At 70.0% G+C, this 25,549-nt stretch carries 14 protein-coding genes; 10 read left to right on the forward strand and 4 right to left on the reverse strand.

Going from position 1 to position 25,549, the window contains the following annotated elements; all coding sequences use genetic code 11:
- Positions 1–92: 92 nt before the first annotated feature.
- Both ACIOMQ_RS29930 and ACIOMQ_RS29935 read right to left on the reverse strand, forming a co-directional pair.
- Entirely contained in the window at positions 93–770 is a 678-nt protein-coding gene (locus ACIOMQ_RS29930; RefSeq protein ID WP_266688162.1) for a TrkA family potassium uptake protein, read from the reverse strand.
- Positions 770–1,438, reverse strand: coding sequence for a TrkA family potassium uptake protein (locus ACIOMQ_RS29935; protein ID WP_362202227.1), 669 nt, complete (start codon positions 1,436–1,438; stop codon positions 770–772). Before ACIOMQ_RS29935 ends, ACIOMQ_RS29930 begins: the two co-directional genes overlap by 1 nt.
- Positions 1,439–1,700: 262 nt before the next feature.
- On the opposite strand from ACIOMQ_RS29935, the gene ACIOMQ_RS29940 reads away from it, so the two are divergent.
- The 5 genes from ACIOMQ_RS29940 to ACIOMQ_RS29960 all read left to right on the forward strand — a co-directional run bounded on the left by ACIOMQ_RS29940 (position 1,701) and on the right by ACIOMQ_RS29960 (position 9,737).
- On the forward strand, positions 1,701–2,402 hold the full coding sequence (locus ACIOMQ_RS29940; RefSeq protein WP_401263559.1) for a GntR family transcriptional regulator: 702 nt from the start codon (positions 1,701–1,703) through the stop codon (positions 2,400–2,402).
- A 287-nt stretch (positions 2,403–2,689) separates the two neighbouring features.
- A complete protein-coding gene (locus ACIOMQ_RS29945) occupies positions 2,690–3,775 on the forward strand; it encodes a 1-aminocyclopropane-1-carboxylate deaminase (RefSeq protein ID WP_402191125.1) in 1,086 nt (361 codons plus the stop codon).
- A gap of 113 nt (positions 3,776–3,888) precedes the next feature.
- Entirely contained in the window at positions 3,889–5,937 is a 2,049-nt protein-coding gene (locus ACIOMQ_RS29950) for an APC family permease (protein ID WP_362202217.1), read from the forward strand.
- Positions 5,938–6,112: 175 nt separating this feature from the next.
- Positions 6,113–7,432, forward strand: a complete 1,320-nt coding sequence (locus ACIOMQ_RS29955) for a class I SAM-dependent RNA methyltransferase (protein ID WP_401263562.1) — start codon at positions 6,113–6,115, stop codon at positions 7,430–7,432.
- Between the two features lie 247 nt (positions 7,433–7,679).
- Entirely contained in the window at positions 7,680–9,737 is a 2,058-nt protein-coding gene (locus ACIOMQ_RS29960; protein WP_402191129.1) for an N-6 DNA methylase, read from the forward strand.
- 82 nt (positions 9,738–9,819) lie between these two features.
- Here ACIOMQ_RS29960 and ACIOMQ_RS29965 read toward each other — a convergent pair whose 3' ends face one another.
- Positions 9,820–11,331 (reverse strand): serine/threonine-protein kinase, encoded by a 1,512-nt coding sequence (locus tag ACIOMQ_RS29965; protein ID WP_402191131.1) that lies wholly within the window; start codon positions 11,329–11,331, stop codon positions 9,820–9,822.
- A gap of 181 nt (positions 11,332–11,512) precedes the next feature.
- Here ACIOMQ_RS29965 and ACIOMQ_RS29970 point away from each other — a divergent pair, with 181 nt between their 5' ends.
- Genes ACIOMQ_RS29970 through ACIOMQ_RS29985 form a run of 4 tightly spaced genes read left to right on the forward strand, consistent with a single transcriptional unit; the run spans position 11,513 to position 21,271 of the window.
- Positions 11,513–13,282 carry a PD-(D/E)XK nuclease family protein gene (locus ACIOMQ_RS29970; RefSeq protein WP_401263565.1) on the forward strand — a complete coding sequence of 590 codons (1,770 nt, stop codon included), beginning with the start codon at positions 11,513–11,515 and terminating at the stop codon, positions 13,280–13,282.
- Complete coding sequence (locus tag ACIOMQ_RS29975) at positions 13,279–14,469, forward strand: hypothetical protein (protein ID WP_401263566.1); 1,191 nt, start codon at positions 13,279–13,281, stop codon at positions 14,467–14,469. Before ACIOMQ_RS29970 ends, ACIOMQ_RS29975 begins: the two co-directional genes overlap by 4 nt.
- Positions 14,462–18,163 carry a hypothetical protein gene (locus ACIOMQ_RS29980; protein WP_402191134.1) on the forward strand — a complete coding sequence of 1,234 codons (3,702 nt, stop codon included), beginning with the start codon at positions 14,462–14,464 and terminating at the stop codon, positions 18,161–18,163. The genes ACIOMQ_RS29975 and ACIOMQ_RS29980 overlap by 8 nt, the downstream gene beginning before the upstream one ends.
- A gap of 54 nt (positions 18,164–18,217) precedes the next feature.
- Entirely contained in the window at positions 18,218–21,271 is a 3,054-nt protein-coding gene (locus ACIOMQ_RS29985; protein WP_401263568.1) for a pPIWI_RE module domain-containing protein, read from the forward strand.
- 191 nt (positions 21,272–21,462) lie between these two features.
- On the opposite strand, the gene ACIOMQ_RS29990 is transcribed toward ACIOMQ_RS29985, so the two are convergent.
- Positions 21,463–21,663: a hypothetical protein gene (locus ACIOMQ_RS29990; protein ID WP_383214987.1), complete on the reverse strand. Its 201-nt coding sequence runs from the start codon at positions 21,661–21,663 to the stop codon at positions 21,463–21,465.
- A gap of 343 nt (positions 21,664–22,006) precedes the next feature.
- Between ACIOMQ_RS29990 and ACIOMQ_RS29995 the strand changes: the two genes are divergently transcribed.
- Complete coding sequence (locus tag ACIOMQ_RS29995) at positions 22,007–24,646, forward strand: BTAD domain-containing putative transcriptional regulator (protein ID WP_401263569.1); 2,640 nt, start codon at positions 22,007–22,009, stop codon at positions 24,644–24,646.
- The last annotated feature ends 903 nt before the right edge of the window (positions 24,647–25,549 follow it).

Raw genomic sequence — 25,549 nt, forward strand, 5'->3', positions numbered from 1 at the left:
CCCTGGACAGACGGGAGGGGCCCGGAACCGTGTGAAACGGTTCCGGGCCCCTCCCGTCTGTCCAGGGGGCGCTCCGGTCAGTCGTCGGAGTCTCAGTCGTCCGAGTCGCCCCGGCGCACCGACAGCAGGTCCTCCAGCTGCTCTTCGCGCGCCTGCGCGGCCACGAAGAGCAGCTCGTCACCGGCCTCCAGCGTTTCTTCGGTGCTCGGCGTCAGCACGCGCTGCCCGCGGATGATGGTGACCAGCGAGGTGTCCTCGGGCCAGGCCACTTCGCCGACCTGGATGCCGGCCAGCGCCGACTCCGGGGGCAGCGTCAGCTCGACCAGGTTGGCGTCGCCGTGGCTGAAGCGCAGCAGCCGGACCAGATCGCCGACGCTCACCGCCTCCTCGACCAGGGCCGACATCAGACGGGGCGTGGAAACCGCCACATCGACGCCCCACGCCTCGTTGAACAGCCACTCGTTCTTGGGGTTGTTGACCCGGGCGACGACCCTCGGCACGCCGTACTCGGTCTTCGCGAGCAGCGAGACGACCAGATTCACCTTGTCGTCGCCGGTCGCGGCGATCACGACGTTGCAGCGTTGAAGCGCCGCCTCGTCGAGCGAGGTGATCTCGCAGGCGTCCGCCAGCAGCCACTCGGCCATCGGCACCCGCTCCACGGAAATGGCCGTGGGCGCCTTGTCGACGAGCAGCACCTCGTGCCCGTTCTCCAGCAGCTCGCCCGCGATGGAACGGCCCACCGCACCGGCCCCGGCAATCGCGACACGCATCAGTGACCGCCCTCCTCAGGACCTTCGGCGAAGGCCGCCTCGACCTTCGCGATCTCGTCCGTACGCATCATCACGTGGACCAGGTCGCCCTCCTGCAGCACCGTCTGCGAGGTGGGCAGTATGGCTTCACCCAATCGGGTGAGGAACGCCACGCGAACGCCCGTCTCCTCCTGCAGGGTGCTGATCTTGTGGCCGATCCAGGACGGGGTGGTGTGCACCTCCGCCAGCTGCACACCGCCGCTCGGATCCCGCCACAGCGGCTCGGCGCCCGAGGGCAGCAGCCGCCGCAGCATCTGGTCCGCCGTCCAGCGCACCGTGGCGACCGTGGGGATGCCGAGGCGCTGGTAGACCTCGGCGCGCCGGGGGTCGTAGATCCGCGCCGCGACATTCTCGATGCCGAACATTTCGCGGGCGACCCGTGCGGCGATGATGTTCGAGTTGTCACCGCTGCTCACCGCGGCGAACGCACCGGCCTCCTCGATCCCCGCCTCGCGGAGGGTGTCCTGGTCGAAGCCGACACCGGTGACGCGCCGCCCGCCGAAGCCGGACCCGAGACGCCGGAACGCGGTCGGGTCCTGATCGATGACGGCGACCGTGTGCCCCTGCCGCTCCAGGGTCTGCGCGAGAGCGGCTCCCACTCGCCCGCAGCCCATGATGACGATGTGCACCTTGCGCCTACCTCGCAGTCCTGGTCGTCCGGCTGACCTGCGAAAACACCCTGCTCACAACTTCTTCCTCAGCTTGCCGGGCAAACAACGGGGCAACGGTCTGTCCCGTTGCCCAGGATGAGCTTATGCGGCCGGGAGTGCGAGGCCTCATCCGAGTGCGCCTTCGCCGCGCCCGCGATGCGGACGGGGAGGGCCGCCGACTGCGATCCCGCGAAACGGACCTCTTGAACGCCACGAGGACAGACATCTAACATGTCAGTTCATGGAGACCTTGCGCCCCGTCCGACGGACCCTGCTGCGGGACACCGCGTACGAGGCGATCCGTGACGCCATCGTCCGCGGCGACATCCCGCCCGGTGCCCCGGTCCGCGACGCCGACCTCGCCGAACGCCTCGGTCTGTCCCGGGCCCCGGTGCGCGACGCACTGTCCCGGCTCTCCGGCGAGGGCCTCGTCGAGTCCAAGCCGCAGAGCTATACGCGGGTGACCCGCCTGGTGCCGCGTGACGTACGGGACGCGGCGGCGGTCGTACAGGCCATGCAGGAACTGGCCGCCAGGACCGCCGTACCTCTCCTCACGGATCCGGACATCACCGCGATGCGGGAGGCGAACGACCGCTTCCGGGACGCGACGCTCCGCGGCGACGTGGCGGACGCGCTGCGCGCCGACGACCGGCTCCACGGCGTCCTCGTCACCGCCTGCGGCAACCGTGCCGTGGCCGCCACCGTCGAGCGCTACACCCCCCTGATCCGGCGCCTGGAGTGGCGGCGGTTCAACACGGCGAGTGCGGCGCACGGCTCGGCAGAGCTGCACGACCGGCTGATCGAGGCGTGCGCGGGGCGCGATGCCGATGCGGCGGCCCGGGTCACCGCGGATATCTGGCGGGCGCTCGAAGAACTCGCCGACGAGCTGTCCGTTGAACCTTCTGACGAACGGGGCGCTGGTCAGGCAGCCGAACCCCTGTGACGAACGGGGCGCTGATCCGGCTGCCGATCCGTCCGCCGGGCCGTCTGCGGATCTGTCCGGCGAGTGGACTCGGGACGCCGGTCCGAGCAGGGTCGGGCGCACTGCCGGGGCCGCAACTCCGCCGGTCCGGGCACCGACCGGGACGCCCGCGGACGCCCCGACGACCACGACCCTCGCCGCCACCGACCTCACCACCGTCACCGCCACCAACATCACCACTGTCACCGTCACCGCCACCGTCACTGCCACCGACGTCACCACATCACCCCCGACCCGAGGGAGCTTCCGTGACACCCCCAGCCCCGCCTTCTCGTTCCTCCGCCCCTTCCCCTTCCCCTTCCCCCTCTCCCTCCCTCTCCTCGTACGACCGCTATCCCCTCCTCTTCGGCCCCTCTCCCGTCCACCGCCTGGACCGGCTCACCGACCACCTCGGCGGCGCCGCCGTCTGGGCCAAGCGGGAGGACTGCAACTCCGGCATCGCCTACGGCGGCAACAAGACCCGCAAGCTCGAATACCTCGTGGCCGACGCCCTGGCGAAGGGCTGCGACACGCTCGTATCGATCGGCGGTGTCCAGTCCAACCACACCCGCCAGGTCGCGGCGGTCGCCGCCCGCGCCGGCCTCAAGTGCGTACTCATCCAGGAGAGCTGGGTCGAGTGGCCCGACGCCGTCTACGACAAGGTCGGCAACATCCTGATCAGCCGCCTGGCCGGTGCCGATGTCCGCCTGGTGCGCGCCGGGTTCGGCATCGGTGTCAAGGAGAGCTGGGAGCAGGCGCTGCGCGAGGTCGAGGAGGGCGGTGGCAAGCCGTACGCCGTCCCCGCCGGTGCGTCCGACCATCCGCTCGGCGGACTGGGCTTCGCCAACTGGTCGTACGAGGTCGCCGAGCAGGAGCGCGCACTCGGCGTGTTCTTCGACACCGTGATCGTCTGCTCGGTGACCGGTTCCACCCAGGCCGGGATGGTCGCGGGCTTTGCCGCGCTCGAAGAGGAGGGCGGCCGTCCGCGTCGCGTGCTGGGCATCGACGCCTCCGCCGAACCCGCCCGGACGCGTGAGCAGATCGCCCGGATCGCGGCCGGCACCGCACGACTCATCGGGGTGCGCCGCGAGCTCACCGTGGATGACATCGAACTGGACGAGCGCTACCACGCGGGTACGTACGGTATCCCCGACGACGCCACCCTCGACGCGATGCGGCTCGCCGCCCGTACCGAGGGTATGGTCACCGACCCCGTGTACGAGGGGAAGTCGATGGCCGGGACGGTCGACCTCGTCGCGCGCGGCGAGATCGCCCGCGATTCCACCGTCCTCTACGCCCATCTCGGCGGCCAGCCCGCGCTCAATGGCTACAGCGCCCTCTTCGCGGACGCCTGAGCGCAAGGATTTCGTTAAGGATTTCGTGGCTTTTTCGGCCGAGCGCAGGAGATTGCAGGGCCACGAGGGTGGTGGGTCTGCGGCTTCCATACGGAACGCTTACGATCCTCTGCGTGTCCAAACTGACCGACCTGCCCAAACGGATTCTGATCGGACGGGCGCTGCGCAGCGACAAGCTGGGAGAAACGCTCCTCCCCAAGCGCATCGCACTTCCCGTCTTCGCATCCGACCCGCTTTCATCGGTGGCGTACGCACCAGGAGAGGTTCTCCTGGTGCTCTCCGTCGCGGGCGTGTCGGCCTACCACTTCAGCCCCTGGATCGCGCTCGCCGTCGTGGTGCTGATGTTCACGGTCGTTGCCTCGTACCGGCAGAACGTGCACGCCTACCCGAGCGGTGGTGGTGATTATGAGGTCGCCACCACCAACCTGGGACCCAAGGCCGGGCTCACCGTGGCCAGTGCGCTGCTGGTCGACTACGTGCTGACCGTCGCCGTGTCGATCGCCTCCGGGGTGGAGAACCTCGGGTCCGCGATCCCGTTCGTCGTCGAACACAAGACGGCGTGCGCGATCGTGGCCATCGTGCTGCTGACGCTGATGAACCTGCGCGGCGTCAAGGAGTCCGGCAAGCTCTTCGCCATCCCCACGTACCTTTTCGTGGCCGGCGTCTTCATCATGATCATCTGGGGCGCGTTCCGCGGGCTGGTCCTCAACGACACCATGCATGCCCCGACCTCGGGCTACACGATCAAGGCCGAGCACCAGGGGCTGGCCGGCTTCGCACTGGTCTTCCTGCTGCTGCGGGCGTTCTCCTCCGGATGCGCCGCCCTCACCGGCGTCGAGGCGATCAGCAACGGCGTGCCCGCCTTCCGCAAGCCGAAGAGCAAGAACGCCGCGACGACCCTCGCGATGATGGGCCTGCTTGCCGTCACCATGTTCTGCGGCATCATCGGTCTGGCCATGGCCACCGATGTGAAGATGGCGGAGAACCCGGCCAAGGACCTGATCAACAACGGTGTCCCGGTCGGCTCCGGCTTCGTCCAGGACCCGGTGATCTCCCAGGTCGCGGCCGCCGTCTTCGGCGAGGGCACGTTCTTCTTCGTCGTTCTCGCGGCGGCCACCGCACTCGTTCTCTTCCTGGCCGCCAACACCGCGTACAACGGCTTCCCGCTGCTCGGCTCGATCCTCGCCCAGGACCGCTACCTGCCGCGCCAGCTCCACACCCGCGGTGACCGGCTGGCCTTCTCCAACGGCATCGTGCTGCTGGCGGGCGCGGCGATCCTGCTGACCTGGGTCTACGGAGCGGACTCGACCCGGCTCATCCAGCTCTACATCGTCGGCGTCTTCGTCTCCTTCACCCTCAGCCAGACCGGCATGGTCAGGCATTGGAACCGCCACCTGGCGACGGAGAAGGACCCGGCCAAGCGCCGCCACATGGTGCGCTCCCGCGCGATCAACACCTTCGGCGCCTTCTTCACCGGCCTGGTGCTCGTCGTGGTGCTCGCCACCAAGTTCACCCACGGCGCCTGGGTCGCGCTGCTCGGCATGGTGATCTTCTACGGGACGATGACGGCGATCCGCAAGCACTACGACCGGGTCGCCGAGGAGATCGCGGCGGATGAGACCCCGCCCGACGAGACGATGCGGCCCTCCAGGGTCCACTCGATCGTCCTGGTCTCCAAGCTCCACCGGCCCACGCTGCGTGCCCTCGCCTACGCCAAGCTGATCCGCTCCGACCGCCTGGAGGCGCTCTCCATCAGCGTCGACGCGGCCGAGACCAAGGCGCTCAAGGAGGACTGGGAGCGGCGCGGCATCGACATCCCGCTGAAGATCCTCGACTCCCCGTACCGCGAGGTGACCCGCCCGGTCATCGACTACGTGAAGGGCCTGCGCCGGGACAGCCCGCGCGACGTCGTGAGCGTGTACATCCCGGAGTACGTGGTCGGCCACTGGTACGAGCACCTCCTCCACAACCAGAGCGCCCTGCGTCTGAAGGGGCGGCTGCTGTTCACCCCGGGCGTGATGGTGACCTCCGTGCCGTATCAGCTGGAGTCCTCCGAGGCGGCCAGGAAGCGCGCCAGGAAGCGCGCCGAGTGGAACGCGCCGGGCTCCGTGCGCCGTGGCCCCGTGGAGCGCAGGCCCAAGGAACCCGCCAACCGGGGCTGACCCGCGGACGAGGGCTGACCGCGCCGGCAAGGGCCGACCCGGCCGGCAAGGGGTGGCTGCGCCGACGACACCGACCGCGCCCTACCCGCTCGTGGTAAGCGGCCGGACGACACCCACGTAGACTCGTGGGTTGTTGTCCGGCCGTTTTTCCCTTGATCTCTGGAGCCACCCCCTCATGCAGAACGAACCCACGTCGTCGCTGGTCGGGGAGGAGTACGAGGTCGAGGTCGGGCCCGTCGCACACGGCGGCCACTGCATCGCCCGTACGTCGGAGGGCCGGGTCCTCTTCGTACGGCACACCCTGCCCGGCGAGAAAGTCGTCGCCCGGATCACCGAGGGCGAGAGCGACTCCCGCTTCCTGCGCGCCGACGCGGTACGGATCATCGAGGCGTCCAAGGACCGCGTCGAGGCCCCGTGCCCGTACGCGGGTCCCGGCAAGTGCGGCGGCTGCGACTGGCAGCACGCCAAGCCCGGTGCCCAGCGCAGGCTCAAGGGCGAGGTGATCGCCGAACAGCTCCAGCGCCTTGCGGGCCTCACTCCCGAGGAGGCGGGCTGGGACGGCACCGTCATGCCGGCCGAGGGCGACAAGCTCCCGGCGGGCGAGGTCCCGGCCTGGCGCACCCGGGTCCAGTACGCCATCGACGAGGACGGCCGGGTCGGCCTGCGCAAGCACCGCTCGCACGACGTGGAGCCCATCGAGCGCTGCCTGATCGCGGCCCCCGGTGTCACCGAACTCGGCGTCGAGAAGCGGGAGTGGCCCGGCATGGCGTCGGTGGAGGCCATCGCCGCCACCGGCTCCCACGACCGCCAGGTCATCCTCACCCCGAAGCCCGGCGGCCGGCTGCCCCTCGTCGCGCTCGACAAGCCCGTCTCGGTGATGCGCGTCGACGAGCGCGACGGCGGCGTCCACCGGGTGCACGGCAGGGCCTTCGTTCGCGAGCGCGCCGACGACCGCACCTACCGAGTCGGCTCTGGCGGCTTCTGGCAGGTCCACCCGCAGGCCGCCAACACCCTCGTCCGCGCCGTCATGCAGGGCCTGCTGCCCCGCAAGGGCGACACCGCGCTCGACCTGTACTGCGGCGTCGGCCTGTTCGCGGGCGCCCTCGGCCAGCGCATCGGTGAGAAGGGCGCGGTTCTGGGCATCGAGTCCGGCAAGCGCGCCGTCGAGGACGCCCGGCACAACCTGAAGGACCTGGAGCGGGTCCGCATCGAGCACGGCAAGGTCGACCAGATCCTGCCGCGCACCGGCATCACCGAGACCGACCTGATCGTCCTCGACCCCCCGCGCGCAGGCGCCGGCAAGCAGACGGTCAAGCACCTGACGGGCCTGGGCGCCCGCCGCATCGCCTACGTGGCGTGCGACCCGGCGGCCCTCGCCCGCGACCTGGCGTACTTCCGCGACGGCGGCTACCGGGTGCGGACGCTGCGGGCGTTCGATCTGTTTCCGATGACGCATCATGTGGAGTGCGTTGCCATCCTGGAGCCGATCAAGTAAGGGCTCTGAACTGCGATTTCGCCGGTGGGCATGATGTGCCTCGCGGACGGTGCACCGCCGCTCCTCTGCGCCCTGGCGGAGTCGCTGAGGTCGGCGCACACCCACACCGTCATACGCGGTGTAAGCCTGTGAACAAAGTCAATGCGTTAGCCTGGCCCCGGAGTGGGAAGACGCGAGGGGCTGCCTGCTCAAGTGCTCGCGCTAGCCGGCACTCCGGTTCCGCTCGGCCGACGCCTCTGGAGAAGTGATGACCTCGCCCCCCGTCGTACCGGTGACCCTGGCCGAGATCGCCCGGCTCGCGGGGGTGGGGCGGGCCGCCGTGAGTAACTGGCGCCGTCGGCACGACACTTTTCCGCCGCAGATCGGCGGCACCGACACGAGCCCGCACTTCTCCCTGACGGACATCGAAAAATGGCTCAGGGACAACGGGAAACTGGGCAAGACCACGAGCCGCGAATGGCTCTGGCCCCGGTTCGAGGCCTTGGGTGACCGTGACGAGACAGGGCTCGCCATCGCCACCGTGGGACGGCTGCTCGCCCGCGGGGAGAGTGACGGCGGCGGGTCAGACGGTGCCGGTGCGGGCCCGGTGCGGGCCGCCGTGGAGCTGGGGCGACGCGAGGGTTCGTACGACATCCTCATGTTTCTCTTGCGCCGCTGGCTGGATACCCATGTACGCCAGATCACCACCACCCCCGAGCCGCTGGCCGATCTCATGGCCGATCTGGCCCTGCGGACGCGTGGGCCTTTCGTCGGCGAGCACCCTGAGGATCCCCTCAGGGTGCTCGACCCCGCGTGCGGAGCGGGCCATCTGCTGGCCGCCGCCGCGAAGGCCGTCCCCACCACGCTGAACCGCCCTGCCGCGCTTCTCGGTTGTGACCGCGATCCGGTGCTCACCGCTCTGACCGACATGCGGCTCGCACTGCTGCCGGGCCCCGAGACGCCGGGGCCCGCGCCCGTGCCCGTGATCGCGCCGGGGGACTCCCTCCGCGCGGATCCCCTCATCGGCGCACAGGCGGACATGGTGCTCTGCAACCCGCCGGCCAACGAGCGGGACTGGGGGTACGAAGACCTTGCCGCGGATACCCGGTGGGTGCACGGCACCCCGCCTCGTACCGAGCCCGAACTCGCCTGGGTGCAGCACTGCCTGGCCCGGCTCCGCCCAGGCGGCAGCGCGGTCCTGCTGCTGCCGCCGACCGTGGCCGCGCGCAAGGCCGGACGGAGAATCCGCAGATCGCTGCTGCGCACCGGGGCCCTGCGGGCCGTGGTGGCTCTTCCGCCCGGATCCGCGGCGCCGCACAGTCTGTCTCTGCATCTGTGGGTGCTGCGGCGGCCTGCTCCGGGGGAGAGTCCGCAGGGTCCGGGGGAGTTCTTGTTCGTCGACGCCGCCGCGCGGTTTCCCCGGTCCACCTCTCGGGACAGCGGTCCTGAACGGGGCGAACTCGGGGCCTTCATCCGGTCCGTCGTCGGCACGGCCGGCAGGGGAGCCGTGGCCGGGGCATTGTGTGAACAGGCGACCGAGGACTCCGGCGCGACCGCCTGGGCTGCGGCCGTCCCTGTCATCGACCTCCTCGACGACGACGTGGACCTCACTCCTGGCCGCCATGTCACGCCGGCTTCGGGACACGTCGGACCCCGGCTCGCGGACTCCTGGAGCGAGGTCGGCGAGCTGCTCGACGGTCTCCGGACCGAAAGTGCCTGTCTGGCCGCCCTCGAACTCACCCGCGGTACGGAGGATCAGCCGAGCGCGACCGTCGGTGAACTCGCTCGGGCGGAGGCGCTCACCCTGCGCTCGGGCCGCCTTCCGGCCGAAGCGGCCGTACCGGAGCCCGGGCACGCGCGAGTCCCGCTGCTGACCATCTCCGATCTGCTGCTGGACGAATCCCCCAGTGGGTGGGTGTATCCGGACGACGCCGTCGTGGTGGAACCCCGGGACGTGGTGGTCGTCGGTGTGTCCAGGGAGTTCTCGGCCTGGGTCCACGAAGGCCCGCCGATGGCGGTGGGCCCGCAGATCCATGCGCTCCGGGTCGACCCGGATGTGCTCGACCCCTGGTTCCTGGCGGGTTCACTCAAGTCGCCGGCCAACGCCCGCCACGCCGGCACCCATGCGTCCAGTTCTTCCCGGATCGATGTGCGCCGGCTCCAGGTGCGCCGGATTGATCTGTCGGAGCAGCGGCGGTACAGCGACGCGTTCCGGCACCTGGCCGCCTTCGAGGGACTGGCCGAACGCTTGCGGATCGTCGCCAAGAGGATGGGACGGGATCTCGGAGACGAACTCGCGGCGGGCCGCCTGGCGCACGGGGAGTAGACGGGGCCCTGGGGGAGCGGAGGTCTGCCGGGGGGATGCCGGGCCAGGTCGGGTGGTCCGGATCCGGCCCGGCCCAGTGATGTCATTCCCGCTCGGGCGCCGTGCTGGAGTCCGACCCGCCGTCCCGCTCGGCGAGCAGTTCGGAGATGCGGTCCGCCACCTCGCGGCGTTCCGTCTCCAACTGACTGGCGTACGGTTCGGGCAGCGACGCCGCCAGGTAACCGGCCTCGGTGACCACGTCGACGGCCGCTGCGATGTTTCCGTCGGACTCCAGCCGGCACCGGGCGGCGCGCAGACCGAACACCGTCCGGTCGGCCCGCTCCTGAGGGCCTTTTCCGGGTAGCAGCTCGTCCGCGATGCTCTGGTACCGCTGCGCGGCGGAATCGAAGTCTCCCGCGAGCCAGAGCCCCCCGGCGGTCAGTTCCCAGACCTTCCGGACCAGCGGGCGGCGTCCCCACTCCTCGCGAACGCGGTAAGTGAGCCCGGCGAGTTCACTTACCGCGCCCCCGGGTCCTCCCTCCGTCAACTCCCGCTCGGCCGCCGTGCAGAGCAGCGCGATCGCGTCCGGGTCCAGCCATCCCGCCTGCTCGTCCTCCTCGGTGCTCCAGGTGGGCTCCTGCTGGGGTGACTCGTCCGGGTCCACGGTCGTCTCGGGGCACCGGAAGGGGCGTGTGGGGTCGTGCAGGATCTGTGGCAGGGGCTCGGGGTCGCCGGGCCTGGGGGTGAACTCGACCAGGACGTCGAGGATTTCCCTCATGGTCGGGCGCTGTTCCGGCTCTTTGGAGAGCCCCCGGAGTACCAGCTTGTCCAAGGCGTCGGGGATTCCCGCCGCCAGATCGCCCGGGCGCAACGGCATGTTGCGCAGATGCTGGCGCCCCACCGATCCGTCCCGTTCATTGGCCACGAACGGGGGCCTTCCGGTGAGGAGTTCGTAGAAGACACAGCAGAACGAGTAGACGTCCCAAGCCGCGGTGGCCTCTTCGCCCTGGATCTGCTCCGGCGCCTGGTAGCCCAGTGTGCCAAGGGTGGAACCCGGCTGGGTAAGGGTGGACTCGATTCCGAGCTCTTTGCCGATGCCGAAATCGATCAAGACCCCCACGCCCCGCTCGGAGATCATCGCGTTATCCGGCTTCAGATCTCGGTGGAGCACACGGAGCTCATGGGCGTGGACGAAGGCGGCGGCGATCTGCGCGGCGGCGGAGGTGGCGACGAGGGGTGCGAGCGGTGCGTACTGGTTCAGGAAGGCGCGCAGATTGATCCCCACCACGTAGGACATGACCAGGTAGGGGACACCGTGATGTGTTCCGAAGGTGTACTGCTCGGGGATGTTGGGGTGTCGCAGGCGGGCGAGGAGTTGTGCCTCGCGATAGAACCTGAGGCGCCGAAAGTGGAGTTCCTCCTCCCGGTCCCGGGCGTCGAGCTGAAGGAGATCCTCGGGATCCAGCCGCAGAAACTTCACGGCGACCTGTCGACCGGTCGTCCGGTCGCGGGCCCGCCAGATCTGGGCCATTGCTCCCTTGCCGGCCGGATCGACCAGCTCGTAGCACTCGCCGATCAACTCCCCCGCCCGTACGTCCTCCCAGTCCGCTTCCACTCTCTGCGCCCCTCTGTAGTAGACCAGAATGCCCCGTCTGAAGGCGCAGCGTACCGTGTATCAGATGTAGTGGATGACATCCAACGACTTAGTTCACAAACTGTGTCACACTATTCGAGTGCTCCGGTGGCCCGTGTTCCTCGGTGTCACCCCGTCCGTGCCGCCCTGAACAGGGGGAACCATGGAGAATCCGCCCGGAACCACCGGTGAGAGCTGGCTGGTCAAGGTCAGCACCACCCACGCCCGGACCGACCCCCATGCCTGTCCGTCTCATCTGCGCACCGCGGTCCGGCCCCTGCTCGGCGCGGAGGCCCCGGATGCCGCCGGAGCGCCGCTTATACCCCTCATGGGTGAACGGCCCAAGCTCCTGGAGGACTTCGGCGCCGGCCCCCTGTTCGCCGCGCTGGACCTATGGGAGCACGAGCGCTGGCAACCCGGGCGGGTAGTCGAGGAATTGCGCCAGACATCTGGCGCGTTCCGTGGGCGCAGCGCACCCGCGCACCCCTCCCTCATCGCGTGGACCATCCAGGCGTTCGAACGGTATGTCGCCGCCCGTACGCGGGAGCAACACGCCGCGCAGGCCGCGGGGTTGCCCCCCACCGTCCCGGTACGGCTGGACTGGACCGCGCGCACCGCGCTCCGGGAGCACCCTGACGGCCGGGGCGCCCGGCAGTACGAGCACAAGACCTGGGGCCGCCAGTACGCTTCTGCGGACGGCGCGGTGAGGGATCTGTGGATCCCCTCCTTCGGCCGTGCGAAGCCCGACCGTCCGGCGGCGGAGAAGGCCGCGATCGCCTATGTCGTCGCACAGGGCCTGCCCGCCCGGAGGCGTGCCCGTCAGGCTCGCCCGCCGGAGACCTCCCTGGTGAACCCCACGCCACCGGAGCGGGTGCGGGTCTTCGACTTCGGCTGTGCGGACGGCAGTGTCACCCCCCTGCTCGACTGGGGGCCGGATACCGTGCGCGAGCGGTTCGGGCGGGATGCCGCACCCGCCTTTGTCGCCGCCGCCACCGGCACCGGAGTACGCCCAGGCGCCAGTTGTGTCGACTGCAAGGTCATCGGGCACTGTGCCGAGCTGCCGCGCACTCCGCACCTGTGGGGGCCGTTTCGGGGCGCCGCGCCGTTCCGTGCCAGGCGCCGCTCCATCTCCGCCTGGGACCTGCGACTTCATGGAGACTGTCCCGCCCAGTACCACCTCGTGCGCCGGCTGTATCTCAACGACCTGACTCCCGAGAACCCCGGGGCGCGCCGGGGGCGGGTGGTGGACGCCGTGCTGAACGCGCGGCACGAGCGGCCTCTCCCCGGCGGCTGCCGGGAACTTCCCCAGGCGCACGAGGGCATGCTGCCCCCGGGGCACTCGCTGGAGGAACCGCTGGCCCTGAGCGCCCTGCGGATGCTGGATGAACACCGGGCGCTCTGCCCGCTGGACGGGCTGACTCAGGACGAGAAGGTGCTGCCGCAGCACCGGGTCACGGCGTACATCCCCGAGCTGGACGTCGTCGTCCTCGCCGTGCCGGACCTGCTCCACACCCGGCGGGGGCGGTGGATCTGGCGGGAGACCAAGACCGCCGCCGCACCCCTGTGGGAAGGCCGCCCGCTGCTGCGGGCCTTCCCTCAACTTGCCTTGGCTGTGCTGCTGTTCGACAAGGGTGCCGTGGGCGAAGGGGCGCGCCGCGGCCGTGTCGAGCTGGAGCATTTGCGGGAGGGCGCGGGGGAAAGTCGCCTCGAAGCCATCGATCCCAGCCGCCCCGCGACGGTGGCGGAAGCCCATGAGGTGATCGCGGATCTCGCCGAGCCTCTGCTCCGGGACACCTCGTACGAGCCTCGCACCGGTCGCCACTGTCGCACCTGCCAAGTGCGTACCTGGTGTGCCCCCGGCACCGCGTACGTCTCCGCCTCCCCGCCGGCCTCCGTCCCCGACGCCGCGCCGGGATCGGTCGAGCCGGCGTGAGTGATGATGCCGGGACGATTCCGGACTGGCTGGAGAACCCCGACGTGGTCCTGCTCCGCGACGTCGCCACGGCCGTCGCGCGGCTGGACGAGGTCGGCCGACTGGACTCCTTCGCTCTTCCGTACCCTCCTGACGCTCAGCGCGCCTTGGACCGACTGGTCCTCGCCTGTCTGCGCAGCGGGGCGCAGCCGCCGACGGGGGTGCCGGAGATGATCGGCTGGTGCCGGACCCGCCCCTTGCGGAGCTGGCCCCTCGACGCGCTGCCTCTGGATCTCTTCAGGGGGGACAACCGGCTCATCGACCCGCACTCCGGGAGGCCGACACAGCTCTGCGGCGAGCTCGAGGTCAAAGGGTTCGGGAACAGTACCGGCCGCCAGTACGCCCAGCTGGTGATCGGCGAAGCCATGAACGCCTGCCGCGCGGCGAACGTGCCCGAGTCGTACACGGCGTTCCGGCGGCTGCTGGTCACCCGGCCCGTGCTGACCGAGGCGGAGTGGCCCGACGTCAGCACGGACCTCTACCTCGAACCGGTCCAGTTCCTTGTCGACGAGGTCTACGCGCCTGTGCCGGCGGGCCATGGCAGGGACGGCGTCGGCCTCGCTTGCGACCGCTGCCTCACGCTGCTCGTCCCCTTGGTCGACGGCGGCTGGTGGTGCGAACGCGAACACTGCCGGCGCCTCGGCCCTCCTCCCCCCGGCCGGCGACTGCCCGCCGATGAAGTGGGGGGACTGTGGCAGCTCCGGCGCCCGCTCCGGCAGTTCGTCACCGGGCCAGGACACGCCGAGGTGGATCTGGAGAGGAAGCTGCGCCGTCTCGGCCTCGCCGTCGAGATGTGGCCCGGCTACGACGCGTACGACCTGAGGATCACCTTTCCCGACGGCCACATCTGGGCGATCGACGTGAAGGACTGGACCCACCCGGGGTTTCTGGGCCGTGCCGCCGGCACCGTACGGCCCGAGCCGCCGTACGACGAGGCGTGCTGGGCCGTGCCGCAATTCCGGGTCCGCGAGCGCGGCGACTACCTGGAGACCTTCGCCCGGGAGCGCCCCGCGCACGCGGCCGGGCTGCGCCTGCTCACCGACGACCAAGTAGTCGAGGCCGCCCGGAAGCGCCTGCGCGGCGAACGAGGCCCGGACGCGCGCATTGCACCGGAGCCGCACAGGAGGAAGGGGACGGATCGTGCGTGACCGCAGCGACTGGTACCAGGGGCTGGCCAAGGACCTGAGGCCCTGGCCCACGGAGTACCGCGGCATCAAACCCGCTCTGCTCTGCCAGGTCGAACTGGGCCTGCGACTGCTGGAGACGCTGGAGCCCGGACGGGCGGCGGACGGAGTCTGGGTCCTCCTCGGCGGCTACCCCTTCGCCTCCGCCGCCGGACTGGCGAGAACCCCCGAAGACCAGCTCGCCCTGACGGCGGCCCGCCACCTCCTGTGGCCCATGAGACGACGGCGCCTGTGGCGACAGAGCCTGGAAAGCTACCAGCAGCTTCCCGAGCAGCTGCGCGGCTACCGGGTTCCGGCCGGTGGCGGACCCGCACGCCGGGTCGCGCACCCGGTGGCCGCTCACCGCTTCGATGTCTACGACAACGCGCTCGGACGGGTCCCGGGCTTCGCGACGAACCCGCTTCCGTACGCGGGGGAGGGGGCCCATCGTTTCAAGGAGCAGCGCCGTTATTCCTCCGTCACCATCCCCCCGGAGTTCGTGTTCGATCCCCCGCTGGGGCACGACCTCGTCGCTCCCCGCCCCGGCCCCGGCGGCCCCATCGAGGTTCCCCTTGCCGAACTCGAGGACACCGCGAGGTGGATGGAGGCGCGGGAGCTCCAGCTCGGGAGGCCGTCCGGCCAATGGTGTGAGCGGCTGGCCAGCCTCGAACTGGACGTCCGTACGGCGGACGGAACGGACTTCGAGAAGGCAGAGGCGCTCACCTTGGACGGGCTGACGCACCTGGTGGGCATGGTCGGCGCCGGGAAGTCGACCCTCATGATCCTGCTCGCGGTCTGGGCGCACCAGCGGAATCTGCGCACCACCCTGGTGGTCGGCGATGTCGCCGAGCAGCTCAGCCAGACCCAGCTTCTCCAGGGGCTCGGTCTGCGGGCGGCGCTCGTCCAGGGCGCCACCACCCGGCCCAAGCACACCCAGCGCCTGCACCGGCGGCTCGCCGCACGCGGCAAGCGCTCGCTGCTGGACCACACCGACCCGGCCTTCGCCCACTTGAGCACGGCCTGTCCGCTCGACGCGCTGCGTGCCCTGGAGGCCGACGCGCCACTGCGCTTCGCCGACGCGCCCTGCGGCTCCTTGTATCCGGTGGACCGTCGTGCGGACGAACCCGACCAGGAGGAGGACGCGCGGTCGCACGCCGCCCGTGTCACCCGGGAACTCCGGTACGCCCGGGGCGTGCGCCCGGCCGGCGCCGCCGGCGCCGGCCCCGAGCCCGTCGATGCCGAGGAAATGGAGGACCCGGGGAAGCCGCACGCCTGCTCGCTGTGGAGCGTCTGCCCCCGTTATTCCTCCTCGCGCGACCTCGTGGACGCGCTCATCTGGGTCGCCAACCCAGCGAGCTTGGTCCAGACTTCCGTGCCGCGGCAGCTCAACGCCGAGCGCCTGCGGTATCTGGAACTCGCCTGCCTGCGCAGCGACATCATCGTCGTGGACGAAGCCGACCGCGTTCAGATGCAGCTCGATCAGATGTTCGCCCCCACGGCCACGCTGGTCACCACAGGCCCTGAATCGTGGCTCGACCGGCTCCAGACCCATGAGATCGGCGAACTCTCCCGGCAGGGCCGGCTGCAACTCTCCGATCAGGATGTCGAACGTTGGTCGGCCGCCCTAGATGTCGTCGGCTCCGCCGCCGATCGGCTCTACGCCATGCTCATCGATACCCCGGCCCTGCGGAAGTGGGCCCAGATCGACTACTTCAGCCCATGGACCCTTCAGGAACGCCTGCTCAACGCCTGGTATCCGCCGCCCCAACGGGCCGTCGAGGACGACGACACGGTGGACGAGGCCGCACTCTACGACGACGAGGAGGCCCTGCACCGTCCGTCCGAGGCCACACCCGTTGTGGAGGACACCCCCTGGGCCGCCCGCCGGGACCGGCTCACCAAGGTCTTCGACGTCTTCCGTGATGACCCCCTCGGTGATCGTGGGCCGTACGGCACCTTCGCCGACGACCTGGCGAGGCTGGCCCACGACGTCCTGCACACGCTTCAGGAGAAGCGGACGCGCGGGCGCGTGCGAGCCCTGCTCGACGCCCTGCTCGACGGTGCGCCCAGGCCCTTCGAGCGACCACCGCTTCCCGGCGAGGTACCACGGAACGAATCCGAGTTCACCGAGGAGTGGCTCGAACTTCAAGCGGAGAGACTGGAGTTCACTCTGGTACTCGCGGCCCTGCACCAGCGGCTCGACCGGGTGACCTTCCTTTGGCCCCAGGTCGAGGCAGCCCTGCGGCTCGACCCCGGAGAACACGAGCTGACCAGGCGCCCGCCCCTGGACTACGCACCCCTGTTGCCCGAGTCCCCCATGGGCAATGTGCTCGGCTTCCAGTTTCTGCTCGACGAGCGCGACAGCCGGGACGGACGGCGCACGGGCACCCTTCGCTTCTTCCGGTGCGCCGGGGTGGGCCGTGAGCTCCTTCTCTCCCTGCCCCGGCTGGGCGCGGACGCCGACCGGGGCACGACGGGCCCGAACGTCCTGCTCATGTCCGGGACCAGCTGGGCGGGAACCTCCACCCGGGCCCACGTGGTCGCACCCGTCCAGGCGGTGCTCAAACCACAGCCGGAGGCACTGCGCTCGATCGGCGAGTCCCTGTTCCGCACCGAGTTCATGTACGACGACGCCGGGCAGCCCATCCGTATCTCCGGGCAGAACCCGGAGACGCGAGAGGCAGTCCTGCGCCTGCTCGTGGAGAAGCTGGCACGCCCCCCTCGGGACCGCACCCGTAGTCCCCTCCAACGCGAACTGGCACAGATTCCCGATCCGCGTCGTCGACGAGCCCTTCTGCTCGTGGGCAGCTACCGGGAGGCCGCGCTGGTGGCCGCGACGCTCTCGGAGATGTCCGCCTGGCGGGAACGCGTCCGGGTGCTCGCCGCGGACGACGCCGCGCTGGAGGCCTCCCTCGCCGCGGAGGCGCGCTCCGCGGGAGCGGCGACGGCGCCCGTCGTGCGCCGGGGCGATCTGGCCGAGTTCGCGGCCGACAAGAGTGCCCAGATCCTGGTCGCGCCCCTGCTCGCGGTCGAACGCGGACACAACATCCTCACCCCTTTCCAGAGCCCCGGAGAGGAGCGGGTGGCCGCGTTCGGCACCGTGTTCTTCCTCGTTCGCCCCCACCCCCGCCCGGACGACCTCTTCCTCTCCGTCTTCGCCGTCAACGACTGGGCGGCGCGGTTCGTCCGCGACCAACCCGGGCTGGCCGAGGGCACCTTCGCCGGACTGGTCGGCGACGGGGCGGATCTGGACGGAGCGGGCAGCGCCTTCCGTACGGCCGCGCGCGGGGTGTGGCGCCGCCTGCTCTCCCGCTCCTACATGTACTCCAGGCTGTCCGCCCCGGAGAAGGAGTCGTTCGCCTGGGATCAGCTGGTCACCCTCTGGCAGGTGATCGGCCGCCTGGTCCGCGGCGGGGTTCCCGCCAGAGTCGTCTTCGTCGACGCCGCGTTCGCCCCCCGGCTCGCGGCGGCCGGTGGCCGCGCGACCGACCAGCGCCGACCGCGCTGGCAGAACGATCCCGGCCTGCTGGTCCGCCTGCGCGACGTGCTGGCCCCCTACTTCGCCGAAGACCCCGGAGCCTGCGCCGACCCCGCCGATCCATCCCTGGTCAGGCTGCTCTACCGGCCGCTGTACAACGCGCTGTGCGGGATCGACACCTCGCCGCCCAGAGACCGCTGACCCACGCCGGACAGACACCGGCCCCCATCACACAGCCTCCGAGGGAGTATCGCCGTGTACCGAGAGATCCGCCGATCCGCCTACCACCTCGCCGACCCCGCCGCACCATGGACCCAGGACTACCGAGCCCTGCGCTTCCCCGAACACTGGCAGAGCCCACTTCTGGCGCTCCACAACCACGGTCGCCCCGAGGCCGAGTGGCAGCGGACCCTGCCCACCAAGAGCCTGGACACCGCGCTGCAGACACTCGCTCCCGAAGTGATCGTGCGGCCGCGGGCCCGCCCTCCCGTCGGTGAGGGACCTCTGCCACCCGAGGACTTCTGGATGTACGTGCCCGCGGACGCGCCCGACCCTCTCCCCGGCCGGGCGGGCGGTCAGGTATTCAACGCCTGGCTGCGCACGCTGATGCCCCGGCGAACCGAGCCCACCCCGGAGCTGCGTGCCCTCCTCCTGCGATGCGGCGACGAGCTGGCGGGCACCCCGTTGAACTGGGAGAGCGTGCCGGGGATGGACCTTCTCGGCGCGCACCTCACCGACGGCGGGACGGCCGCACCGGAGCCCCGGCAGTTCCAACTCGCCGCCGACGCGCTCGCCCGCCGCGTCCGGGGCCTCGACCCCTATCCCTTCGACGGGGGTGAACTGCGCTTCCAGGCGCTGCCCCGAGGCCCCCGGGACCAAGGCGCGGAGCTCATGTCGCAACCTCTGTGCCGCACCATCAAACGCAAGGAGTGGTGGTTCTCGATCACGCTCAACATCTCGCTGCACACCACCCCCTTCGACCCACGGCCGCGGCTGCATCTGCACTGGGGGGTACGCCGCTGGGCCACCCACACGAGGTCCGACACCGGACGGCTGCCGCTGCCGTACGGACAGTCCACCACGGTGTATCTGCGGCCCAAGATCCCCTGGCTGCCGGGGGTGCCCGCGACCAAACGCGGCGCGCTGGCCCGGCTGCGGCGCGACCGCGCCTCCAACGGATTCACCTGGGTCGAGAACGACCCGGCCGGCATCTTGCACCAGCTCAGCGTCGTCGGACAGTTCCCCGCTCCCGACCACCTGCTCGCAAGCCCGGAAGACTGGATCGGCGACGGCCCCGGCGTCCGGGCCGCCGTCGTCCACAGCAACCACATGGGCGCGCATGAGGTCGGCCCGGGACTCATGCCCCATCAGAAGTCCCAGCTCACCGCTTGGGCGGAGACGGCGCTGCCGCCGGGCGTGGTCCGGCTGCCCGATCTGGTGCGCGGACGCGGAAAGGGCATCGGAGCCCCGGCCAATCGGCGTGCCAAGCCGTTGGGCGAGCCGGCGAAGAAGGCCGAGGAATCGCGCGCGGCGCTTGCCCGGCGCCGCGCCATCGCGGTGCTCGGGGACCGTGCCGGGCTCACGTCCGATCCGGAAGCCGCGCAGACGTATGTGACGGCCCGGCTGCTCTGGCGGACCGCGGAACTACGCCGCCACGCGGTCCGGGAGTTCGCCAGGACGCTGGGCCTCGACGGCGACGGCGGAGCGCACGACCTGTCGGAACAGGCCTTCGACGACGCCCGTCCAGGCCGGCCCGTGATGCTCGAATGGCGGAGCCCGGAACTCGTGGTGCGGCTGCGCTGCCTGCCGCTCACCGACGGGCTCGCGGACGGGCTCGTTCTCGACCCGGCCATCGGACGCCGGGGAGAGCGAGCGGCCCGTGCTCTGACCGTTCGCCGCCGGGAGCTGAGCGGCTGGCTGCGCGCGGACGGCGCCGACCCGAGCCGTCCCGGCCTCGCCCTGGTCGAGATCGGCCACCGGACGACCTTCCGCGAGGCGGACACCGACCCCAAGTTCGCCCAGCGCCTCGGGTGCGCCGACGCGGGAGTGTTGACCCAGTTCGTCGTCACGCCCTCTGGAGAACGGCGGATCGCCAACGCGGACACCGTCGAACACCGGGCTCACCAGGCCTGGCTGGACGGCTTCCGCCAGCTCGGCGTACGTGTCCTGCCGGAACACACCCTGGGCGGCGACCTGCCGGACGGTCTTCAGTACGCCGCCCTCTGGATGGTCAAGCGGCGTAAGGACGGACCTACCCGGCTGCCGAGGCATCTGCCGGTCGCCGTGCTCGTCACTCCGCTCGCCGAGGGCGGTGGACTCTGCGTCGTCCGTGGATGGGACGACGACACCCGCACCTGGATCCCCTATCCGCACTTCCTGCTCGGGCTGGTGAAGAAGGCCGAGATCGACCCGTTCGCTCCGGACGAGCCCGGCGCCGACGGCGCGCCGCGTATCACCGCGAAGGCACGGCGGACCAATCTGTCAGAGCAGCGCAAGGACACCGCGCGCTTCCTCCAGCGCATGCTGCACTCGCTCCGCCATCACCCGACCGTTCTCATCACCCATGCGCAGAACAGCAGGTCGCACTGGCCTTGGCTGCAGGACGGGCAGATCGAACCCGACGCGATCAGGGTCGGTCACGCTCCACCGGGAGGCATCGACGACGAACTCCGCCTGGTCCGGGTGCGCGGGCGAGCCGGCCATGAGACGGCTCAGTGGTGGGGCCTGGCGGAGCCGGGCAAGGCCCATGGCCAGCCGGCGGGGTTCTGGGCGGTACCTCCAAGGGGCGGGGAATGCGGTGACATCGCTGCGCGGGTGTTCTACAGCAGCACGGAACGTCCCGGAACCTTCGCGGTCTCACCGGCACTCGACAGGCTTGCCGCCCGGGTCAACGCCGCGGGAAAGCTCACCTCCCAGGCGGGCACCGGAGCCTGGAACCCGACGCTGGTCGAGATCGCCGTGCTCGGCTGCCATGCGGAGCGGGACGTGGAGCTGCCGTCATCTTCCGCGCCAGACGAACCCGAGGCCATCGCTCTCGCGACGCACCAACTGCGCATGGCTCCCGATTATCCGGTCGCGCTCTCTCTTCCGCTTCCCCTGCACCTCGCCGGACTGGCTCAGGCGTACGTCCTTCCCACCGTCGCGGCGGAAGAACCGGGAGCGGAGGCGACAGACGGGGAGATCGCGCCGGAGCGTTCCGACGAGGGGATCGAGAGCCTTCCCGACGACCGAAAGCCGGCCCCGGATGCCGCTGGCGTGCCGATTCCGGCTCCGCGTCGCGAGGCGCCGGACCGGTCGGCTCTCCTCTGATTTGGGGGATTCGGATGGATTCGGGGGAAGGGTTCCAGGAGGGCCGCCGCCCGGGTGAGCGGCGGCATACCCGTTGCATCGGCCGGAGGCGGGCCGGGGCTCTCTCACCAGGGCCCGCCTCCGGCGGTGTCGCTCAAGCCCGCCTCCGGCCCGGTTCCGGCGTCACGGCCCCGGGCCTTGGCAGGCCTGTTCTACTCGAATTCGGAGAACAGCGCCGATTCGCGGGCGAGTTCAGCCGCCGGACGGACGGGCTTCCATACGCGGCCGTGCCACGTGGCGGAGGCCGCACCGGAGGTCAGACGGGCGTCGTGCCGCCGGGTGGAGTTCGTCCCGTTGACGCAGCGCCTCGGGGCGGGCCGGTTGGTACGGCGTTCGATGTGGTTTCGGGGCATGAGCTTCTCCTAGCTTTGAGTTCCTTGTTCGACTACTGGGTCGGATTCCCTCGCAATCGAAGATCAATTCGAGGTGATCGAATAAATGACCCAGTGATTCCCGTCCCATCGGACTAGTCGGATCGGGGTGCTCGAAGATTGTCAGGCCGATCCCGTCGCGGCCAAGTGGCAAGCGTTAGGCGAACGTTAAATGCCGCTCGACGAGATGTGCCATGCTTCTCCTCCGATGCTCGCGGATCCACCGCGAACGGGAAGAAGGTGAGGCGTCATGGAGCTCCGGTTACTGGGTCCGGTGACAGTCCTCAGGGCGGGCCGGGTCGTCGGGGTGAGGTCGCGAAAGGCCTTGGAGCTGCTGGTCGTTCTCCTTGCCTCGCCCGGCCTTCGCGCGTCCCACGACGAGATCATGCGTTACCTGTGGCCCCAGGAGCCGTTGAGCCCGAATCGAATTCGGCAGACTTTTCACCAGCTTCGGAAGTCTGTGCCGGAAATTTGCTCCGAGAGCAACGAGAGAGGGTTTTGTGGAGTTCATGTCAAGTCGGAAGAGGTTGATTACCTGCGCTTCCGTGGATTACTGCGGACGGCGGACTCCACACGCGACTCCTCGGTGCGGCTCGATTCACTTCGCGACGCGACAGGGGAGTGGCGCGGGATTCTCTTCGATGGGATGCAAGGGGTCGCTTTCGATCGGAGACGGCATGAACTGATGGGGGAGCTCCGGGAGGCCACGACCGCCTGTGTCCAGACGGAACTGGAGTGCGCTCAGCTGCGGGCCGCCCTCGACCGGGTCGACTCTGCCCTGGTGCACTGGCCGACGAGTGAGGCATTGCTTGAACTCAAGGTGCGCGCACTGCGTACTCTCGGCAGGGAGGTCGAGATTCCGCCGCTTTTGGCAGAGTGGGAGCGGGAATGCGGCCGCTCCACCGCGCACCTGCTGCTCGCGGGCACGACAGGTGAGTACGACCAGGGGACTGCCGTCTCCCTCCGCGCCATGACCCCGCCGAGGCCCCGTCAGCTTCCGCTCGGGTCGGTCTCGCTGGTGGGGCGCCGCCGGCAGCGCGACCGGATGACCGAGGTTCTTCTGGGGCGATCCCCGGAGCGGTCCCGGCTGGTCGCCCTGTCGGGACTGCCCGGCGTCGGGAAGTCCGCGCTCGCCGTCGAGGTCGCGGTGGCGCTCGACCAGTACTTCGCCGACGGCATCCTGCACGTTGATCTCGGAGGGGTCGCTCCTGAGGGCCTTCTGAGCCACGAGCACGTCATCGCCCGGCTTTTGAACGATCTCGGCGTGCGCCCGGCCACGCCGACGCCGGACGGCATGCTGTCCGCGTACCGCACCGCGCTCGCGGACCGTTCGGTCCTCTTGATCCTGGACAACGCGCGGGACGAGGCGCACGTCCGCCGGCTGCTCCCCCCGGCCGGGGCCAGCGCGACGATCGTCACCGGCCGCCGCCACCTGGACGGGCTGGAGATCCGGGAGCACGCTGAACTCATCCCTCTCGAACCACTGAATCGTGCAGACGCCGCCGCACTCCTTGGCAAGCGGCTCGGCGAGGACCGCATGCGCACAGCCGCTCCCTTCGTGCCCGACATCGTGGAACATTGTTCCGGGCTTCCGCTGGCGCTCGGAATCATGGCCGCGCGCATCAAACGGCGTCCATGGGCATTGCCGGACATTGTGCGCGAACTGCGAGTGGAAAGCACTCGGCTGCGCTCACTCGACCTGGGCTCCGAGGATCTGAGCGTACGTCTGTCGCTCGACGCTTCCCGCCGACAGCTCTCCGTGCCGGCGGCAAGACTGCTCGAACGGCTGGCGATCCATCCGGGGCCGACGATCAGTTGGGCGGCACTGCGGGCGATCGAGCCCGAGGACAGTCCTCACGTCAGTAATGCGGTCGACGAGCTTCTGGGGATGAGCCTGGCGCTCGAACCCTCGATCGAGCGGTACGCCCTGCATGATCTGGTCCGGGTCTACGCCGAGGCGCTGACCCGCGAGTGGGCCGAAGCCGAGCGTATTCGCGTAGTGAAGCGAGTGCTGCATTACCTGCTGCACCAGGCGTGGGCCTGCGACCGGCGGCTGGAGCCCGGGCGGCGGTTGCCGATCGGCCAGCCCGGCACACTCGTAGTCATGGACCCGGCCGACGCGACGGCGGCGATGAGGTGGTTCGAGGCGGAGTACTCGACGCTGACCGCCGCCGTCGGACTGGCCCAGCGGCACGGACTCGACCGCTACACATGGTTGTTGTCGATGACCCTGGTCACCTTCCAGTGGCGGTCCGATCGTCATCTGGACGCGCTCGCCGGTCTCCATCGCGCTCTCCCCGCGGCGACACGGGAGTCCGGCCCGGCCGACGTGGCCATGGTGCGCCGGATGCTCGCCGGGACCCACCGAGCCCTGGGCAACGTCGAGGCTGCCGTGCGGGAGCTGAACGGCGCGGTGCGGATCAGTGACGACGACGGAGACACGCTGGGAGCCGCCCTGGGGCGCCATACCCTCGGGGTTCTGCTCCAGGAGAGTGGTGCCCCCGGGGAGGCGCTGGATCACTTCGGTGCGGCCCTGCCCGCCTTCGAAGAACTCCAGGACGTCCTTGGGCAGGCGGCTGTACTGAGCGGCATCGGGAGCGCGCGATACGACCTCGGGCAGTACGAGGAGGCGGCCGAGTGCTGCTTGCGGGCCCTGTCCCTGCTGACAGACACGGGCGATGTCAACGGGCAGGCGCACGCGCACTTCAGTCTGGGCCGCATCCGGATGGCGCGGGAAGATCCCGAAGCCGCTGTCGTCGAGTTGGTGCGTGCCCGCGTGCTGTACCGGTCGCTGACCTATGGCAGCAGGGAGGCCCGGACGCTGGTGTGGCTCGCGAAGGCGCTCAAGGCTGCGGGAAGGACGGCCGAGTCGGCTGAGGCGATGGGGCAGGCCGCGGCTGTACTGAGGAGGGCGGGGGAGAGGGACCTCGACACGGCCCTCGACCGGCTTGCCCGCCTTCCGTGACAGGTTTGATTGGCATCCGGCATCCGGCATCCGGCGAACGGGCGGAGCCTGAGCCGGGGTAAGAGGGGCCGGCTCGCGCACTCCGGTCACTTGCGCGGTGCGATCGAGCCGCACAAGCTCCGCCTTCATTCGCTCGGCCTCACCCCGGCCGGCCCACTCCGCGGTACGGCGCTGCGTCACGGGCCGGAACGCGGTATCCCCGGCCCGGACCAGTGCCGGTCCGCCTTCTGGCGTCAGTGCCGTCAGCTCTTCAAACTGGATGTTTGCCCCCATTCGCGGCCGGAGGTCGCAGGGCAACCTCTCACGAATCACCCATGTACCCGGTCAAAGTTATCGAGGACGACGAGACAGAGTGCAGCCCGAGGTCGGTGAGCGGGAAAGCCGGCTTACACTCATCGCTCAAGTCATTGCCTTGTGCGGCTTCGCTGTGGTGATGCTGACCCTCTGGTTCGGGGGCGGTACGGCAGACGCCCGTGACGCTTATTTGACGCTCCAGGCCCGGGACGACACCAGTACAGCGGGCGGGAACCCGTCTGACCTGCGCTTTCTTTGATGGCTTGGAGTCGCACGTGTTTCCGATGACGCATCACGTGGAGTGTGTGGCGATTCTTGAGCCTGCTGAGAAGGGTGCCTGACCTTCGGATTTGCAGCCTGGGTGGGTCGCTCGACCTGTTTCCCTCCGTGTAGCGGGTCGAGCGGACAGATCGAATCCTGGAGGTGACTTGACCTGCGGTTTTATGGTGGAAGTAACTGCATCGGCATCGATTTCGGGACCTCGTTCGAAGATTCTTGACGTTGGGATGACGCTTGCTCCGAGGTTCTGGCCGAGCCGCATGGCTCTGTTCGCTGGGGCGATCACGAGGTGATTTGGGTATCTCGGACCATGGCAGGCAGCTCAGTTCC

It is taken from the genome of Streptomyces sp. NPDC087845 (assembly GCF_044742755.1).
Classification (GTDB): domain Bacteria; phylum Actinomycetota; class Actinomycetes; order Streptomycetales; family Streptomycetaceae; genus Streptomyces.